The following is a 16,599-nucleotide window of genomic DNA, read 5'->3' on the forward strand; positions in this document are numbered from 1 at the left end:
GGCTTCGGCTGTGAATGTGTAAAAAAAAAGGGCGTTATGCCCTTTGGCTGTAATATGTTTTTATTGTTTTCGCTCGTTATTATTTTTTAATCTAATGGGTTACCTACAATATTGCTCATAATGCCTTGCATAATGTGTGGACCTTGCTCACGGCGTAAATCTGCATACCAATCTTCTGTGACAGTTTGGTCTTTCATATGCGTCACATCACAGCGTTTGCGCGCACGTAATAACAGCTCATTAGCACGGCTTTGACGTTTTTCTTGATAACGATACAGCGCATCCTCAACACCTAAAGTATTGATTTGTAAAGCGCGAGCTAAATAAATAGCATCTTCCATCGCTTGGCAACCGCCTTGTCCAATATCAGGTGTGGTGCTATGTGCAGCATCACCTAAAATCACCACACGACCTTTATAAAATTGGCTAAACGGTTCAATGTCATGGATTTCAACACGATTGGTGCTGTTTTCATCAATTACATCAATTAAGTTGTGTACAGGCTCACACCAATCTTTAAAATATTCTTTGAGTAAGTTTTTATAATCACAACGCTGTTGATTTAAACCTGCTGGCAGTGGCACATCAAAGAAGAAATAAAAACGCTGATTGGCCACAGGCATGAGTGAGGCGCGTTTACCTTGCCCCACAAAGGTTGTCCATTGATCTGCAGGTGCTAAGTCTGGTGTAATCTCTATCAAACCATTCCAATTGACATAACCTGCATAACGCCGCGCTACGCTTTCACCTAATACATAACGACGGGTGAGCGAATGCGTACCATCTGCACCAATCACCACATCAGCTTCGGTACTTGAACCATCGGCAAATTCCACCTTTACACGTTTCTGTTGTTGGCAAAGGTTAGTCATTTTTTTAGCTAGATACAGGTTTTCGTGGCCAAACTCTTGCATCAGCATGTTTTGTAAATCGGCGCGTGATACAGGATAAGGGCGTTGACCGACTTCTTGAATTAAAGGTTGCAGGCTAAATTGGGTCATGACATCGCCATTTAACCCATCAATATAGGCAAGGTTGTCCATTTGACCACCTAAGGCTGCAACTTTTTCGGTTAAACCTAAGTAATTTAAACACTTGACCCCGTTTGACCATAATGAAATGGCAGCACCTACAGGGCGTATTGTTTCGGTTTGTTCATAAATACGGACCTGATGACCAAATTTTTTTAAAGCGATTCCTGCAGTGAGTCCACCCATACCTGCACCAATAATCACAATTTCCATGTCACTCGCCTATTTATAGTGTTTATTGTTGTGCTTTAAAGCGAAAACTATGCCATCTCTCGCGCGCTGCTTATAAAAACTGACCAACTTGGCACACGCTGTGCTTTTTAAAGCCTAAAGAAGCATTGTTTTGGGCTGTGCTGCCCATGCTTGCCACACGTCAACAGCCTATAGGATAAAAATATGGCCACCCTACACGCTCCTGTTTTTGAATTACCCCATGCTTTGCAACCACTGACTAACTTGGCCGATGCCGCGATTGGCGCTAAGGTGATTGAATGTTCAGATGAATTTTTTGCTGAAGCCAAACGCATGTTACAAAGCGAAGCGCCAATTTTTGTTGAAGATAAATTTGACGATCATGGTAAATGGATGGACGGGTGGGAAACACGTCGTAAACGCCATGCCGGCTATGATTGGGCAATAATTGAATTGGGCGTGGCAGGTCAAATTAAAGCTTTGGATATTGATACCACCTTCTTTAGCGGTAACTATCCGGCATCGGCAATGGTAGAAGCCTGTTATGCACCACATGGAAACTTACAAGATGCAACTTGGTGCAGCATTTTAAGCAACACCGGCCTAGGTCCGGGACAACATCATATTTTTCATATCCAAGATGATGCTACTTATAGCCATGTGCGCTTAAATATTTTCCCAGATGGTGGTGTGGCGCGCTTTAGAGTCTATGGTGATGTAAAGCTTCAAATTGCCAATCATAATCAAGTCATTGATTTGGTTGCCCTGCAAAATGGTGGTCGGGTTGTGGCCTATAGCGATGCGCACTTTGGACATCCACGCAATTTAATTAAACCCAATCGTGGCATAAACATGGGAGATGGCTGGGAAACCAAACGTCGCCGTGCCCCGGGATTTGATTGGTGTATTTTGGCACTTGGTCATGCAGCGCATATTGAAAAAATTGAAATTGATACCGCACATTTCAAAGGCAACTACCCAGCTCAAGTGTCTGTGCAGGCCATTTATATTGAAGATGCTACCGACGCACAATTAATCCCACAAAGTATGTTTTGGCCATTTTTGCTCGATGCGCAAGTAATGCAAATGGATCATGTTCATGACTATATTAATGAAGTTTTAGTACATGAAAAAATTAGCCATGTACGCGTGAATATGATTCCTGATGGTGGTATTAGCCGTATTCGTTTCTTTGGTAAAGTTTAAGCAAGGAGCTTGGCGCTTAACTTTAAATATTTAAGTGCCTTGTCTATAAAATACAATGCAAAAAATCCACATTCAGAACTTAACACATGCAAACTTTGCAGCTTTTGGCGAGGTGATTTCATGTCAAGGGCAACCATTTTTTTATATTAATGATGAGCGAACCCAGCGTTATCATGCACTTGCAGACACACAAATTTTAGGAGATGGTAAAGCCAGTATTAGTATTTTTCGTAATATGAAAGCAAGTAGCTTACCCGTGTCTATTTCAATGTTGGAGCGTCATCCTTATGGTTCGCAGGCTTTTATTGCCATGCATGGGCAACGCTTTTTGGTGGTAGTGGCAAAATCTAAAAATGAACATGAACCAAATTTAGATGAAATCTATGCCTTTATCACAGATGGTGCACAAGGGGTCAATTATCATGCCGGTACATGGCATCATCCTTTATTAACCTTAGAAGCACCCAGTGATTTTGCGGTAGTTGACCGTATAGGTACAGGCAACAATTGTGATGTATACAGCTTTTTAGAATCTTATCAAATTGAATAAAACTCACCTAAACAAGCTGCCTTTTTTTGCGGCAAAATTGAGGGGGAAAATCTGCTAAAAACCATGTATCAACACTTATTATGACTTAACAAAATCTAGTCCTACTATTGGTAAAAAATGTAAGTCTAGTACAGAGTAAGGGTTATTTTTTATGAGCATAGGACTAAGTTGCTTCATATTAAAAAAGCCCCATTATTTGGGGCTTTTAATATTACACAGCAATATCAGCAAGATTACCTTTTTGCTCTAACCATTGCTTACGGTCGCCTGAGCGTTTTTTAGCTAATAATTTATCTAACAAACTGGCGGTTAAGTGAATATCGTCTAAATCGAGTTGCACCAAACGACGAGTGTTTGGGTCCATGGTGGTTTCACGCAATTGACTGGCATTCATTTCACCTAAACCTTTAAAGCGCATAATTTGTGGTGCTTTGGTTTTGGCTTTTTTTAATACTGCTTCAAGTTCTGCATCATCAAGCGCGTAATAGACATCTTTGCCATCATCAATACGGAACAACGGTGGCATGGCCACATATAAATGTCCAGCTTCAACTAAAGGTCTAAAATGTCGAACAAACAGCGCACACAGCAAGGTAGCAATGTGTAAACCATCTGAGTCGGCATCGGCTAAAATACAAATTTTACCGTAACGCAGTTCAGACAAATCATCACTGCCGGGATCCACCCCAATGGCAATGGCAATATCATGCACCTCTTGTGAAGCTAGAACTTCGTCTGAAGATACTTCCCAAGTATTTAAAATTTTACCGCGAATTGGCATGATGGCTTGAAAGTTTTTATCGCGTGCTTGTTTGGCAGAACCGCCGGCTGAGTCACCCTCAACAATAAACAACTCAGATTCATCTAAGCTATGCCCTACGCAATCGGCAAGCTTACCCGGTAATGCAGGCCCTGACACAATACGTTTACGCTCGACTTTTTTAGCAGCTTTTAAACGACGTCCGGCTTTGGCAAGCGCCATTTCGGCCAATTGTAATGCTATCTCAGAGTTTTGATTAAGCCATAAGGTAAAAGCATCTTTGGCAATATTTTGCACAATACTTACCGCTTCTCGGCTCGATAAACGCTCTTTGGTTTGTCCTGAAAATTGTGGCTCTTGTAATTTAAGCGACAAAATATAGTTGACCCCGTCCCATACATCTTCGGCTGAAAGTTTTAAGTTACGGGTAAGCAAGTTACGTAACTCACAAAACTCACGCAAAGCCTCAGTCACACCGGCACGTAAACCATTGACGTGCGTGCCGCCTTGTGCGGTTGGAATTAGGTTGACATAGCTTTCTTGAACCTGCTCACCACCTTCAACATTCCAACAAATGGCAAATTCGGCACTGGAGCGTTCTGCTTCACCACTTGAAACAAAGGCAGGATGCGGCAAAATCTCACGATCTTGCAATTCATCCATTAAATAGTCGACTAAACCATTTTCAAATTGCCATGTGATTTTTTCGTTATTGATTTCATCTACATAGTTGATTTGCAAACCCGCGGCCAATACGGCTTTGGCTTTTAAATTATGTTTTAAGGCTTTTAGAGCAAATTTAGGTGAATCAAAATATTTAGCTTCCGGCCAAAAATGTACCGTCGTTCCTGAAGCGCGTTTTGGGGCTTTACCTTCTAACACAGCTAAAGGTGCAACTGCTTCACCGTGCTCAAACAACATTTGATACAGATTGCCTTGGCGTTGCACACTCACTTCAACGCGGGTAGACAAAGCGTTGACCACGGAAATCCCGACCCCATGCAAACCACCTGAGAATTGATAGTTGTCGGTGCTAAATTTACCGCCTGCATGCAGCTTGGTTAAAATAATCTCAATACCGCTTTGACCATATTCAGGATGAATATCGACCGGCATACCACGTCCGTTGTCTTCAACCGACAAAGAACCATCTTTATATACTTTAACGGTAATTTTATTGGCATGCCCTGCTAATGCTTCATCTACAGCATTATCAATAACTTCTTGCGCTAAATGGTTAGGACGTGAAGTGTCAGTGTACATGCCCGGACGGCGACGTACCGGATCTAAACCAGATAAAACTTCAAGTGATTGAGCCGTATATTGAGACAAAGTGAGTTTTCCTTAATCTATCGCATCAGATAAAAAATTGTAGCAACTTGGCGATGGCTATTGGCAATCGCTGCATAATCGAACACAAGCATCTATCACCACCGACTGTATACGCTTGCTGCTGATCATCTGAGCAAGATCATAATCTAAAACATACATCTGTCGGTAGATATGTATCAACAAAAGCCCACTTTGCCTACAGTTGGCAAAGTGCGACTAACAGTCTATTTCAGCAATGAGCCAAATGTATAGTTACATAACTGCGCCAACAGACCTAGTCTGATACCACAGTTGCACGACAAAAATTGTCGCAACACATACAAATTTTTATACATAAAGATGGGGCTATTGTTGGACAAAAAACACACCCATAATCAACAAAGCACGCTATGTTAATTGCATCTGATTTTTTTCAGTTGGTCATGCTGCCTGTGCATCTATTTGATCGTGAGTATGCGCTGTTATGCCAAGTTTAACCCCATTGCATGAAACCTATTGTCGTCTTGATGATCGACCTTTAAGCCAAGCCGATGTTTTGGAGGGTGTGGCACAACTGTTAAACTCGCGCTTAGGTGGCGGTGTGCATCATTTGGTGTTTGCTATTCAACGTGAAATTTTATTTAAAGTTTTGGGTATTAATGACTTACAAAGTCAAAAAATCATGCAACTGCCCTATATCAAAAAAGCTTATCAGTTTGCATCTCAAACCTCTGAACATTATGGCAAATTTTTATTGGCGCCGGGTTTACGACATCTAGTCAATAAATTTCCCAATTTAAGGCAAAAAAAGCTCACGCCTGCTTTGCATTTTTTAGTGGGTATTTTAAATGGTGTGTTGGGGCATCATTTATTACAACATCATAATCCGCTTGCGGTGCCCATGGCGCTTTACGATCATTATGGTGAACTACATCAAGGCGATTTAGCCGGAAAAATCGTGATTTTTATTCATGGCGTGTGTATGAGCCATCTTGATTGGGGCAACACGCGCCACAGTGGCATTGCCGATAAAATTATGATGCAACGCGGTCACAAAACCTTACTGTATTTAAATTACAACTCTGGACGACGCATTTCTGCCAATGGTCGTAGCTTATCCAATCTGTTGGCGGATTTAGTGGCGCGTTATCCCAAAATCAGCAGTATTGATTTTATTGGGCATAGCATGGGCGGATTGGTGGCGCGTAGCGCATTATTTTATGCCAAACAAGATTTACAAAATTGGCTGTATAGAACAGAAAATTTGGTGTGTTTAGGCTCACCGCATCATGGTGCAGGTTTAGAGCGGTTTAGCTTTACCATGCAACAAAAAATTGGCAGTTTGCCGATTGTGAAATTATTTGCTCATTTGGTCAATATTCGCAGCAATGGCATTTTAGATTTACGTCATGGTAGTGTGCGTGATGATGATTGGGAATATCACGATGCAAGGCTTGGTTCAATCAATGACAGTCGTAAACCAGCGCCTTTGCCGTCACATATCAATACTTTTTTGGTGGCAGGTACTTTAGAGCATGAAAACAGACAGCAGTTTGCTTTAAAAATTTTGGGCGATTATTTGGTGAGTGTAGAAAGTGCTTTGGGTGAGCATCCAAATCCGCGTTTAGCTTTAAATGTACCGCAAGCCAATAAAGCGGTCTTTTATGGCTTAAATCATTTTGAAATTCAATATCATCCAAGTGTGGCCGAACAAGTGGCCTCATGGCTGTATCCACCCTCGCAAGCCCCAAAAGACACGCAACGACATGAATATTTTACCGATGTTGCAAAGTCACATATCGCTTAATAAAAAAATCCCGCTTTATTGGCGGGATTTTTTTTATGCATAGCGTCGCAACAACTGCCACACACTCAGCACACTTAAAGCTGCAAAAAATACCAATGACCAGACAGGCAAAGATTGACCTAAGAACGTCCAATCAATCACCGCACATTCACCTGAGCCTGAGAGCACTTGTTGGAGCACACTTTTAAGCGGTAGTGCATCAACCAAATAATCTAAACCCGGCCCACAACTCGGTACTTGATCAGGCGGTAATGTTTGCAGCCAAACATGCCGTGCTGCAACACCTGCCGACCATAAAATACCGAGTGTTCCCAAGGCAGCATAGCCACGTTTGAGCCACTGTCCCTTTGGGTTATGCAACATTCCTGCTAATGAAAACAGACCTAAGACCATTAAACCAACACGTTGAAAGACGCATAATGGACATGGATTTAAGCCTTGCACATGCTCAAGGTAAAGCGCAAATGCCATGCCTATAACACTGGCTAGAAATAAAATTCCACTCAACATGCGATAACTGTAGCGCATGAATCTATCCTCTTATCGGTAAGCGGCTAAGTAGTCACTAAAGCTCATGGTTTGCTCTTGCTCAAGCGCTTGTTGTTGTTGTAACGAACTTTGTGCTAATTCATCAAAATAGCGTTCAGTTTCTTCAGTTAATGGATATTGGCCAAATAATTCTTCGTGATCTTGCAATAAAGAATAGCCCAATTGCCACATACCACCAGCATCACGAGTATCACCCACCACCATGGCAGATAAACTGTCATTTACTTCATGAATACGCTGCTGCATAACACGCATAGCATTGCTATAAATCGAGTTATTATAAGTTTTATTCAGTAATTGACTCATCGGCTGCATAGCATCTAAATAGCCTTGTGCCCATGTTTCAATTGGAATGCGTTGCCCATCTACCAAAATTACAGCATTTTCAGCGCGTCCACGATTAACAACTTCGGCTTGATTTTTTTCAATCTCTGCCATTTCTGGCTCTAACAAGGCTGGACTGTCTTGTAATAAACAATACGTGGCTAAGGTTTCTAAGAAACCTGCTGTATTTTCGTCAATCCCAATCGGGCTATACGGGTTGATGTCAACTGCACGTAACTCAATATAACCAATACCGCGATTGGCTAAAGCTTGTGATGGTGTTTCACCACTTTGCGGCACTTGCTTTGGACGTACCAAGCTATAGTATTCATTTTCAATTTGTAATACGTGATCATTAATTTGTAATGGCTCACCTTGGGCATCATCTAAACCTAAACGGCTAAAGGCCAAATACGGTGTTTTGACCGCTTGTTGTAAACCACTCAGATAATCTTGCAAATTATTGTAATGAATACCCAATTGTTTTTGCGCTGAATTTTGATAACCAAAATTACCCATACGCAATGCAGTTGAATAAGGCACATATAAAGTACCACGGGTCAGTGGCAACATATGATGTTCACGCCCATGCATAAAGCACGGCTGCACTGTTGGACTTGCGCCTAGTAAAAACATTACCAATGGTGTTAAACGAATAAAATTACGAATTAAACCCAAATAACGATGGCTGCGATAATCTTGCAACGACATATTTTTGAATAGGTCATCGCTTTCTTGTTGTTGTAAAGCGCTAAATACGCTGTCAGGGAAAGATAAGTTGTAATGTACGCCGGCAATAGTCTGCATACGACGGCCATAACGCACGCCTAAACCACGGCGATACAAAGTCTTAAAACGCCCAATATTAGATGAGCCATATTCAGCCAAACGAATGTTTTCTTCGTCTTCATCGAGCATACATGGCATCGACATCGGCCATAAATGCTCATTTTCAGGCAAATGACGATGCACCACAGTATGAATATCCATTAAGTAATTTAATGCTTTTTGAATACTGGTTTGTGGTGGGGTAATAAACTCTAGCAAAGCTTCTGAATAGTCAGTGGTAATATGCGGATGAGTTAATGCCGAACCAAGCGCTTGAGGATGATCTGTCTGTGCAATCAGACCATCGGCTTGCATACGTAAGCATTCACGTTCGATGCCACGTAGCATGCCTTTAAATAAAGACGGCTCTACCCAAGTCGGAAGTGTAGCTTGAGAGGTCGATTCGGGTTGACTCATTCTTATCTCGCCTATTAGAAAGAAATTACCAAAATAAATTTTTCAGTTTAAACATTATAACCTGAATTTAGCTGTCAACCTTAGGGGGTGTATCCTGCAAAAGCAAACAGTTGTTGTATTTTTGGCAATTTTTTATCACAAAGTTACCCTACAAGACATGGCAATTTTGTGATTAATATAAATTTACAGCTCACAACGAGAGGTTTAGCGCATGCCATATCAACAGGTTTTAGATTTTTGGTTTAATGACGACACTCGCCCATTTTGGTTTGCCAAAAGCGATGACTTTGACCAACACTTACGTACACGCTTTGGTAAAATACTACAACAAGCCCAGCAAGCTGAGTTATGGCAATGGCGCAGCAGTGCTGAAGGACGCTTGGCTGAGATTATTGTTTTAGATCAATTTTCACGTAATATCTACCGCAACACCCCCGCTGCCTTTGCCCAAGATGCTCAAGCACTGAGCCTTGCTCAAGAAGCGATAGCTCAAGGTTTAGACCAAGCATTAACCGCAGAACAACGTAGCTTTTTATATCTGCCATTTATGCACAGTGAATCATCTTTGATTCACGTTGAGGCACTTAAATTGTTTGAGGCTTTGGCTAATCCTCATAACCTAGATTATGAAATCCAGCATAAAAACATTATTGATCGTTTTGGGCGCTATCCGCATCGTAATGAAATTTTAGGACGTCCATCTAGCCAAGAAGAATTAGACTTTTTAAAACAACCAAACAGCAGCTTTTAACTTTTAAGCGGTTGTCAGATTCAACACAGGAGCTTAGCGCATGTCACGTTTATTTGGTTTAAGCTGCGTATTGGCAGCAAGTTTGACTTTTGCAGGCTGTGCCAGCACACCTAAACAACCGCTGACTTTTGATCAACTGGGGCAATTTTCTGCTTATCCGCTGAATAAACAAAGCTATCGAGTTAGTTTTCAAGCACGCCCAAATTTAAACTATGCCACTGCCGAAGAAATTACCTTAGTTAAAGCTGCTCAAACCACGTTAAATCAAGGTTTTAGCCATTTTAAAGTGCTGAATGATCCAAGTAACCGTGCACAACAAGCCCCTCGTCAAGCGGTGGTATATTCAAGCCCACATTATTATCCATATGGATTTTATTCGCGCCGTCCTTATTATGGGCATGACCCATTTTTTGACCAACCACGCATCGTCAATCTTGATCCGATTCAAGTGTCCTATAGCATTGAATGTTATAAAGATCAAAATACACCTCATGATGCTTTTGATGCGCGCTTGATTTTACAATCCCTTGGACAAAAATATGGCTTAAGTCCTACAGGACAAGTTTTGACTGCGCCTTCACCTTAAACTTTGGATGCCCTATGACCACACCACGCAACGCTTCGCCCAACTTAGCACGCAGCAAACGCTTTGCCACGATTGCTTTAGTTATTGCTGTGCTGATTTGGTTGGCACTCATGATTGCTGCAAAATTATTGCCCGATTATGTGTGGCTGATTCATATTTTAATGCTCTCAGCCGAAGCAGGTGTGGTGGGCGGCTTGGCCGATTGGTATGCGATTACGGTGTTGTTTCGCAATCCTTTTGGGCGTTTACCAATTCCAAAATTTTTACGTGATCACACTGCCATTATTCCGCGCAACAAAACCCGTATTGCACAATCTATGGGGCGTTTTGTGCAAGAAAACTTTTTATCGCCACAGGTGGTGGAAAAAAGTTTAGCCAATAGTGATTTAAGTTTATTTGCAGGACAATGGTTGGCAAAGCCTGAAAATAGCCGCCAAGTCACGCAAGTTTTGCAACAAACCCTACCTAAAGTATTTGATTTTGTAGGGCAAGAGCAAATTGGTCGTTTTATCCAAAGTAACAGTGTGCAATGGGTTAAAAACACCAAGGTCAATGCTTTGGCCAGTGAAATGCTTCATGCCGTCTTGGACAATGATTTCCATCAGGATGTATTACAACGGGGTTTAGATGTGGTGCATGTATGGATGCTTAATCATCCAGAAGATACCCGTGAGATGATGCGTAAACTGTTTAAAGAACTCGGGGTGTCTAAATTTGCCAAAGGGGCAAGTTTGATTGGGATTGATGTTAAACAGCGCAGTATTGATTCCATGGTCGAGCGTTTAGAAGCCATGCTTGCTGACCCCGATCATCCATGGCGTTTAAACATTGAAGACAGTGCACGTCGTTATATGCAGGATTTAAGTGATCCTCAATCTCAAGCAAGTTTAAGTTTAAATCGTGCTAAAGATGCGCTGCTCGATAGCCCGCAGGTGTTAAATTTTATCAGCGGTGCAGTAGTGATTTTATTTGATGCGGTTAAACATGATTTACAACAGGAAAATTCAGGCATTGCTGAAAACCTACGCCTTGCGATTATGCAAGTAGGACAAAACATTGCCGAAAACTCACAAGTACGCGACTTACTCAATGCGCGCATTGCCACCATGGCAGTGACCTTGTCCGATCAATACAGTGAAAAAGTGATTCGTTTTATTAGTGAACGTATTCATGAGTGGGATTCACAAGAGATGATCGACAAAATTGAAAATGAGGTCGGTGGTGACTTACATATGATTCGGGTCAATGGCGTGGTGGTGGGTGCGTTCATTGGTTTGGCATTAGGTATCATCCGCGCGATTGTAGAATATGCTATTTAAGCCTTAAAACATGCGCGATATGTATGCTATTTTTAAGCATCATTTCATTCTAATAAGAGCCTGCTATGCTAGAACTTCACTCTAAATTGCCCAACCAAGGGGTGACTATTTTTAGCATTATGAGCCAATTGGCACAGCAATTGGGGGCGCTCAATTTATCGCAAGGTTTCCCTGATTTTGCACCACCACAAGCCTTATTAGAAAGTCTAAGCCATGCCACTTTACACGGTAGTAATCAATACGCCCCGGGCGATGGCTTAGTGAGCTTACGCCAACAAGTCGCCAAGTTTTTTTTAAGCCGCGACCATATTCAACTTGACCCGATCACTGAAATTAGCATTACTCCCGGAGCGACCATTGGGATTTTTAGTACCATTCAAGCTTTAGTAAATGCAGGTGACGAAGTCATTGTATTTGACCCAAGCTATGACAGCTATGCTCCAAGCATCGAACTGGTTGGTGCTAAAGCAGTTCATATTGCTTTACAACAACCTGATTTTTCAGTCCCTTGGCAACAGGTTAAAGATGCCATCAACGTCAAAACCCGCATGATTATTGTCAATACACCACATAATCCAAGCGGCAGTATGTGGTCAAAACAAGATTGGCTGAATCTGATTGAACTGATTCAAGACAGCAATATTGTCGTGCTCTGTGATGAGGTGTATGAACACTTGGTTTATGATGGCAACACCCATTTTTCTGCACTGTCTTTTCCTGAATTAAGGCAGCGTAGTGTGGTGGTCGGCTCCTTTGGTAAAACTTTTCATGTGACGGGTTGGAAAACGGGTTACTGTATTGCAGCGCCACATCTTATGCATCTGTTCCGTCAGGTGTATCAGTTTGCCAATTTTTGTGGTGTGACCCCAATACAAGCTGCTTTAGCAGAGTTTATGCAACAGCATCCTGAACATATTCAAGGCTTAAGCGCTTTTTATCAACACAAGCGTGATCTGTTTAATAGCGGACTACAAGATTCACGTTTTATCTTCACGCCATCACAAGGTACTTATTTCCAAAATTTAGATTATTCCGCCATCCGTCCTGATTTAGACGATGTTGCAATGTGCCAATGGCTTGCCCATCAACATGGCATTGTCGCAATTCCAATTTCAGTGTTTTATCAACATCCCCCACAAGATTTACGTTTAATCCGTTTTTGTTTTGCCAAACAAGATCAAACCTTAGCGCAAGCTGCGAAAATTTTAACCAATTGTTAATGCAAAACTTCTACAGACAACGTGGTTAAGCTTTGTTTAAGCTGAAGGCATAACAACAACAGGATCACCTATGCCACAACAGCCAACTTTAATGGGCGAGCGTAAGCTATGGAAAACCTTTTTAATTTTTCTATTGCCCTTAATTGCCACCAATATTTTACAAAACCTATCTGGCACCATTAATACCATTTTTGTTGGACAAATGATGGGCGTGGATGCCATTGCTGCAGTGGCGGTATTTTTCCCAATTTTGTTTTGTTTAATGGCATTTGTGATTGGGCTATCGGCAGGTTCAACTGTGCTTGTGGGTCAAGCATGGGGTGCGCAAAATGTAGAAAAAGTCCGTTGTGTGGTGGGTTCTACTTTATTTATGACACTGATTGGCGGCACGATTGTGGCCGCTTTTGGGGTGATTTTTGCCAAGCAAATTTTATTATTATTGGGTACAGACCCAAACGTGATGCATTTGTCATTGCCGTATGTTCAATGGATGTTGGCCGGTAGCCCGTTGTTGTTTGTCTATATTATTTATACCTCTATCTTACGTGGTGTGGGCGATAGTATCACCCCGCTTATTGCCTTGAGCCTGACCAGTGCAATAGGTTTAGTGATTACCCCTGTGTTAATTGCTGGTTACTTTGGTTTTCCAAAATTAGGCATTGTTGCTCCTGCTGTGGCAACAATTGTGGGTTATATGGCAGTGCTCTTATTTTTAGCGCTGTATCTCAACAAGCGTAATCATCCGTTAAAACCTGACCGAGCTTTGTTACGCCAAATTCGCCATCAACCTAAACTCAGCAAAATTATTTTGCGTTTAGGGATTCCTACCGGTATTCAAATGGTGACTACGTCTGTGGCAGGTTTAGTGATTGTGGGCTTGGTCAATCGTTATGGTTCTGAAGCCACAGCCGCTTATGGTGCGGTTAATCAAGTACTCAACTATATTCAATTTCCAGCGCTGTCTATTGCAATTGCTGCCTCTATTTTTGCCGCACAAGCTATTGGTGCAGGTAAATCAGATTTACTCAATAAAGTCACACGTACTGCTTTAGGCATGAATATTGTGTTTACCGGTGGCTTGGTAATTTTAGGTTATTTAGGGTCTAAATATTTGATGGCGTTGTTTATTACCGACCCCAAAGTGGTTGAGCTAGGACAACAACTGTTATTTATTGTGTTGTGGTCAATTGTATTTTTTGGGGCTAGTGCCATTTTTGCCTCAATTATGCGCGCCAGTGGCACGGTCACTGTACCCATGATCATTAACATTGTAGCCATTATTTTGATTGAAGTACCTTGTGCTTATTTGTTTAGCCATTGGTGGGGCTTACAAGGCATTTGGTATGCCTATGCATTGGCATTTTTTAGCTTATGCCTCATGCAAGGTCTGTATTATCAATTTGTCTGGAAGAAAAAAACCATTACTGCGTTGGTTTAATATATCGCGGGCTTACTTAAATTTATCGCGTAATTGACTTAAACCTTGCAAAACCACTTGATAGCCACTTGGCAATAGACGTTGTAATAGATCTAAAAATTTGGCGTCGTTACCAATTAATACACGGCGCTTATTTTTAATTACAGCCTGCAAAATTTGCTCTGCGGTTTTTTCAGCGGGATAACGCAAAAAATCATTAAAACTACGCTTTGAATCATCCACATTCATGCCTAAAGTCGCCAAACTTTGGTTCATACGCGCAGCATTGGCAATATTGGTTTTAATCCCACCCGGATGCACACATAGCGCACTCACACCACATGCTTGGCGATCCAATTCTTGACGTAGCGCTTCGGTAAAACCTCGGACTGCAAACTTACTTGCATTATAAGCCGACTGCGTTGGCTGCGCTGTTAAACCAAAAACACTTGAAATATTAATAATATGCCCTGCACCACTTTGCTTAATTAAAGGCAAGAAAATTTTGGTGCCATACACTACACCCCAAAAATTAATGTCCATAATCCATTCAAGTTCTTCATAGCTTGCACCCTCTACCGTGGAACCCAATGCCACACCAGCATTATTAAAAATAAAATTCACCTTCGGATGGCTTTGCATCACCCGTTCTGCCCATGCTTCTACTTGGTGTTTTTGTGCTACATCCACCACAGTTAAACTGATGATCACCTTGTCTTTAATCAAGTCACGCGTGGCTTGCAAACCTTGGAAATTAATATCGCTTAGCGCTAAATGACAGCCCTGTTTGGCCAGTAAAATTGCCAACTGTTGACCAATACCTGAACCGGCACCAGTAATGGCCGCAACTTTATTTTCAAAATAGCGCATGGCTTGTGTCCAATAAAAAAATCACATCTTATAAGAAATATTATATTTGTCACTGCGTTGTTGGCTATTCATATCCAAGTTAAAGCCCATTAATGATTAAATTATGCTTTCACCTTGGTATAGCAACATCTTGCAATGATTTTAATAATTACTTGCAATCGCCTTTTTATTTATTGATCATTTAATTTAAAGGTATTTTTAGCCTACATAATTTGTATAAGCTCTATTGTTTGAGCTTACCCAATAATTAGCTTAAATACTGATTTACAATAGATTTAAGTCAATCTTCATAGTGAGATATTCATTTTTTAAAACTTAGCACCAACAAATTTAACCCTGTTAAAGCTCTCATATTCATACATTAAGCATCAAAAATCACTCTAAAAACAGTCACATTTTTTTACTAAAAATCCCCACGGTTATGCTTTTGCAATGATACTGTCATAATTAGTCTTTGTAATAAGCCTGTCATAAACCGTGATCAAAACATAGGATATTGCGTTGTGAAAGATGACTACATTTTAATTGTCGACGATGAATTGCCGATTCGCGAAATGCTGCATACTGCTTTAGATATGGCAGGCTTCCAATGCTTACAAGCGGAAGATGCAAAACAGGCGCATCAAATGATTGTCGATCAACGCCCATCTTTAATCCTATTGGATTGGATGATGCCCGGTGGTGTTAGCGGTGTAGATTTGTGCCGTCGTTTAAAACGCGACGAAAACTTGGCTGAAATTCCAGTCATCATGCTCACAGCTCGCGGTGAAGAAGATCACAAAGTACAAGGCTTAGATGCCGGTGCAGATGACTACATGACCAAACCATTTTCTACCCGTGAATTGGTGTCACGTATTAAAGCTGTATTACGCCGTGCCAATGCCTTAAGCGGTGAAAAGCCAATTGATGCTAATGGTTTAATCTTAGATCCGGTCAGTCAACGTGTCAGCTTTGGACAAAGCATTTTAGAAATGGGTCCAACCGAATACCGTTTATTGGCGTTCTTTATGACTCATCCTGAGCGTGCCTATACCCGTGCCCAATTGCTTGATCAAGTTTGGGGTGGTAATGTCTACATTGAAGACCGCACCATTGATGTGCATATTCGTCGCTTACGTAAAATTTTAGAACCGTTTGGCGCTGACCGTTATGTACAAACCGTACGTGGCACAGGTTATCGCTTCTCAACTCGCGCGGATGTTGCTTTAGGTTAGCTATGTATGAACCCTACCCCGTGCCTGAGATTGCTCGCGAACATCAACAGTTTCGCTACAGCAGTCTATGGGCATTTGCCAAACAAGACTTGCGTTTATTGGCATTTTTTCTACTCATCGCAACACTGATTGGTTTTGGTACAGGGTATTTAGGCCCATGCATTTTGTTTGCATGTGCACTGTTTTTTGCTTTGCAAATGCGTTCTTTATATTTGGTTAATGATTGGATTTCTAATCGTCCTTACGA

General features: G+C 41.4%; 14 protein-coding genes and 1 pseudogene. 10 read left to right on the forward strand and 5 right to left on the reverse strand.

The annotated features are described in order from the left end of the window. Positions 1–86: 86 nt before the first annotated feature. Positions 87–1,244, reverse strand: coding sequence for an FAD-dependent urate hydroxylase HpxO (hpxO, locus tag Q0017_RS04715; protein ID WP_298143396.1), 1,158 nt, complete (start codon positions 1,242–1,244; stop codon positions 87–89). A 183-nt stretch (positions 1,245–1,427) separates the two neighbouring features. On the opposite strand from hpxO, the gene alc reads away from it, so the two are divergent. Together alc and Q0017_RS04725 are read left to right on the forward strand one after the other, a co-directional pair. Then, complete coding sequence (alc, locus tag Q0017_RS04720; RefSeq protein WP_298143399.1) at positions 1,428–2,429, forward strand: allantoicase; 1,002 nt, start codon at positions 1,428–1,430, stop codon at positions 2,427–2,429. Between the two features lie 55 nt (positions 2,430–2,484). Continuing rightward, positions 2,485–2,979: an ureidoglycolate lyase gene (locus Q0017_RS04725; protein WP_298143402.1), complete on the forward strand. Its 495-nt coding sequence runs from the start codon at positions 2,485–2,487 to the stop codon at positions 2,977–2,979. Positions 2,980–3,190: 211 nt separating this feature from the next. Here Q0017_RS04725 and parE read toward each other — a convergent pair whose 3' ends face one another. Beyond that, the gene (parE, locus tag Q0017_RS04730; RefSeq protein WP_298143404.1) at positions 3,191–5,071 is read right to left on the reverse strand and encodes a DNA topoisomerase IV subunit B; all 1,881 of its coding nucleotides are present in this window, start codon (positions 5,069–5,071) and stop codon (positions 3,191–3,193) included. 463 nt (positions 5,072–5,534) lie between these two features. Between parE and Q0017_RS04735 the strand changes: the two are divergent. After that, positions 5,535–6,785, forward strand: a pseudogene (locus Q0017_RS04735) (hypothetical protein); the annotation flags it as partial. Between the two features lie 105 nt (positions 6,786–6,890). Here the strand turns inward: Q0017_RS04735 and Q0017_RS04740 are convergent. Both Q0017_RS04740 and gshA read right to left on the reverse strand, forming a co-directional pair. After that, on the reverse strand, positions 6,891–7,385 hold the full coding sequence (locus tag Q0017_RS04740) for a disulfide bond formation protein B (RefSeq protein WP_298143407.1): 495 nt from the start codon (positions 7,383–7,385) through the stop codon (positions 6,891–6,893). Between the two features lie 12 nt (positions 7,386–7,397). Continuing rightward, positions 7,398–8,975, reverse strand: a complete 1,578-nt coding sequence (gene gshA / locus Q0017_RS04745; protein ID WP_298143410.1) for a glutamate--cysteine ligase — start codon at positions 8,973–8,975, stop codon at positions 7,398–7,400. A gap of 211 nt (positions 8,976–9,186) precedes the next feature. Here gshA and Q0017_RS04750 point away from each other — a divergent pair, with 211 nt between their 5' ends. The 5 genes from Q0017_RS04750 to Q0017_RS04770 all read left to right on the forward strand — a co-directional run bounded on the left by Q0017_RS04750 (position 9,187) and on the right by Q0017_RS04770 (position 14,289). Then, entirely contained in the window at positions 9,187–9,726 is a 540-nt protein-coding gene (locus Q0017_RS04750) for a DUF924 family protein (RefSeq protein WP_298143413.1), read from the forward strand. 40 nt (positions 9,727–9,766) lie between these two features. Continuing rightward, positions 9,767–10,312 (forward strand): hypothetical protein, encoded by a 546-nt coding sequence (locus Q0017_RS04755; protein WP_298143416.1) that lies wholly within the window; start codon positions 9,767–9,769, stop codon positions 10,310–10,312. Positions 10,313–10,326: 14 nt separating this feature from the next. After that, a complete protein-coding gene (locus Q0017_RS04760; RefSeq protein ID WP_298143419.1) occupies positions 10,327–11,631 on the forward strand; it encodes a DUF445 domain-containing protein in 1,305 nt (434 codons plus the stop codon). Between the two features lie 65 nt (positions 11,632–11,696). Next, complete coding sequence (locus Q0017_RS04765; RefSeq protein WP_298143422.1) at positions 11,697–12,851, forward strand: methionine aminotransferase; 1,155 nt, start codon at positions 11,697–11,699, stop codon at positions 12,849–12,851. Positions 12,852–12,921: 70 nt separating this feature from the next. Beyond that, positions 12,922–14,289 (forward strand): MATE family efflux transporter, encoded by a 1,368-nt coding sequence (locus Q0017_RS04770; protein WP_298143424.1) that lies wholly within the window; start codon positions 12,922–12,924, stop codon positions 14,287–14,289. A 12-nt stretch (positions 14,290–14,301) separates the two neighbouring features. Here the strand turns inward: Q0017_RS04770 and Q0017_RS04775 are convergent, their stop codons facing one another. Continuing rightward, positions 14,302–15,138: an SDR family oxidoreductase gene (locus tag Q0017_RS04775; protein WP_298143426.1), complete on the reverse strand. Its 837-nt coding sequence runs from the start codon at positions 15,136–15,138 to the stop codon at positions 14,302–14,304. 503 nt (positions 15,139–15,641) lie between these two features. On the opposite strand from Q0017_RS04775, the gene phoB reads away from it, so the two are divergent. Both phoB and Q0017_RS04785 read left to right on the forward strand, forming a co-directional pair. Beyond that, on the forward strand, positions 15,642–16,352 hold the full coding sequence (gene phoB, locus Q0017_RS04780; RefSeq protein WP_298143429.1) for a phosphate regulon transcriptional regulator PhoB: 711 nt from the start codon (positions 15,642–15,644) through the stop codon (positions 16,350–16,352). Positions 16,353–16,354: 2 nt separating this feature from the next. Next, positions 16,355–16,599 (forward strand): phosphate regulon sensor protein PhoR (locus Q0017_RS04785; protein WP_298143432.1); only part of this gene is annotated, 245 nt, incomplete at its 3' end.

Origin of the sequence: uncultured Acinetobacter sp. (genome assembly GCF_947624825.1) — a bacterium.
In the GTDB taxonomy this organism is placed as follows: Bacteria; Pseudomonadota; Gammaproteobacteria; order Pseudomonadales; family Moraxellaceae; genus Acinetobacter.

Coding starts and splice junctions, on each gene's coding strand:
- hpxO (WP_298143396.1), bottom strand. CDS start 1,244: ATGGAAATTGTGATTATTGGTGCAGGTATGGGTGGACTCACTGCAGGA.
- alc (WP_298143399.1), top strand. CDS start 1,428: ATGGCCACCCTACACGCTCCTGTTTTTGAATTACCCCATGCTTTGCAA.
- Q0017_RS04725 (WP_298143402.1), top strand. CDS start 2,485: ATGCAAAAAATCCACATTCAGAACTTAACACATGCAAACTTTGCAGCT.
- Q0017_RS04740 (WP_298143407.1), bottom strand. CDS start 7,385: ATGCGCTACAGTTATCGCATGTTGAGTGGAATTTTATTTCTAGCCAGT.
- gshA (WP_298143410.1), bottom strand. CDS start 8,975: ATGAGTCAACCCGAATCGACCTCTCAAGCTACACTTCCGACTTGGGTA.
- Q0017_RS04750 (WP_298143413.1), top strand. CDS start 9,187: ATGCCATATCAACAGGTTTTAGATTTTTGGTTTAATGACGACACTCGC.
- Q0017_RS04755 (WP_298143416.1), top strand. CDS start 9,767: ATGTCACGTTTATTTGGTTTAAGCTGCGTATTGGCAGCAAGTTTGACT.
- Q0017_RS04760 (WP_298143419.1), top strand. CDS start 10,327: ATGACCACACCACGCAACGCTTCGCCCAACTTAGCACGCAGCAAACGC.
- Q0017_RS04765 (WP_298143422.1), top strand. CDS start 11,697: ATGCTAGAACTTCACTCTAAATTGCCCAACCAAGGGGTGACTATTTTT.
- Q0017_RS04770 (WP_298143424.1), top strand. CDS start 12,922: ATGCCACAACAGCCAACTTTAATGGGCGAGCGTAAGCTATGGAAAACC.
- Q0017_RS04775 (WP_298143426.1), bottom strand. CDS start 15,138: ATGCGCTATTTTGAAAATAAAGTTGCGGCCATTACTGGTGCCGGTTCA.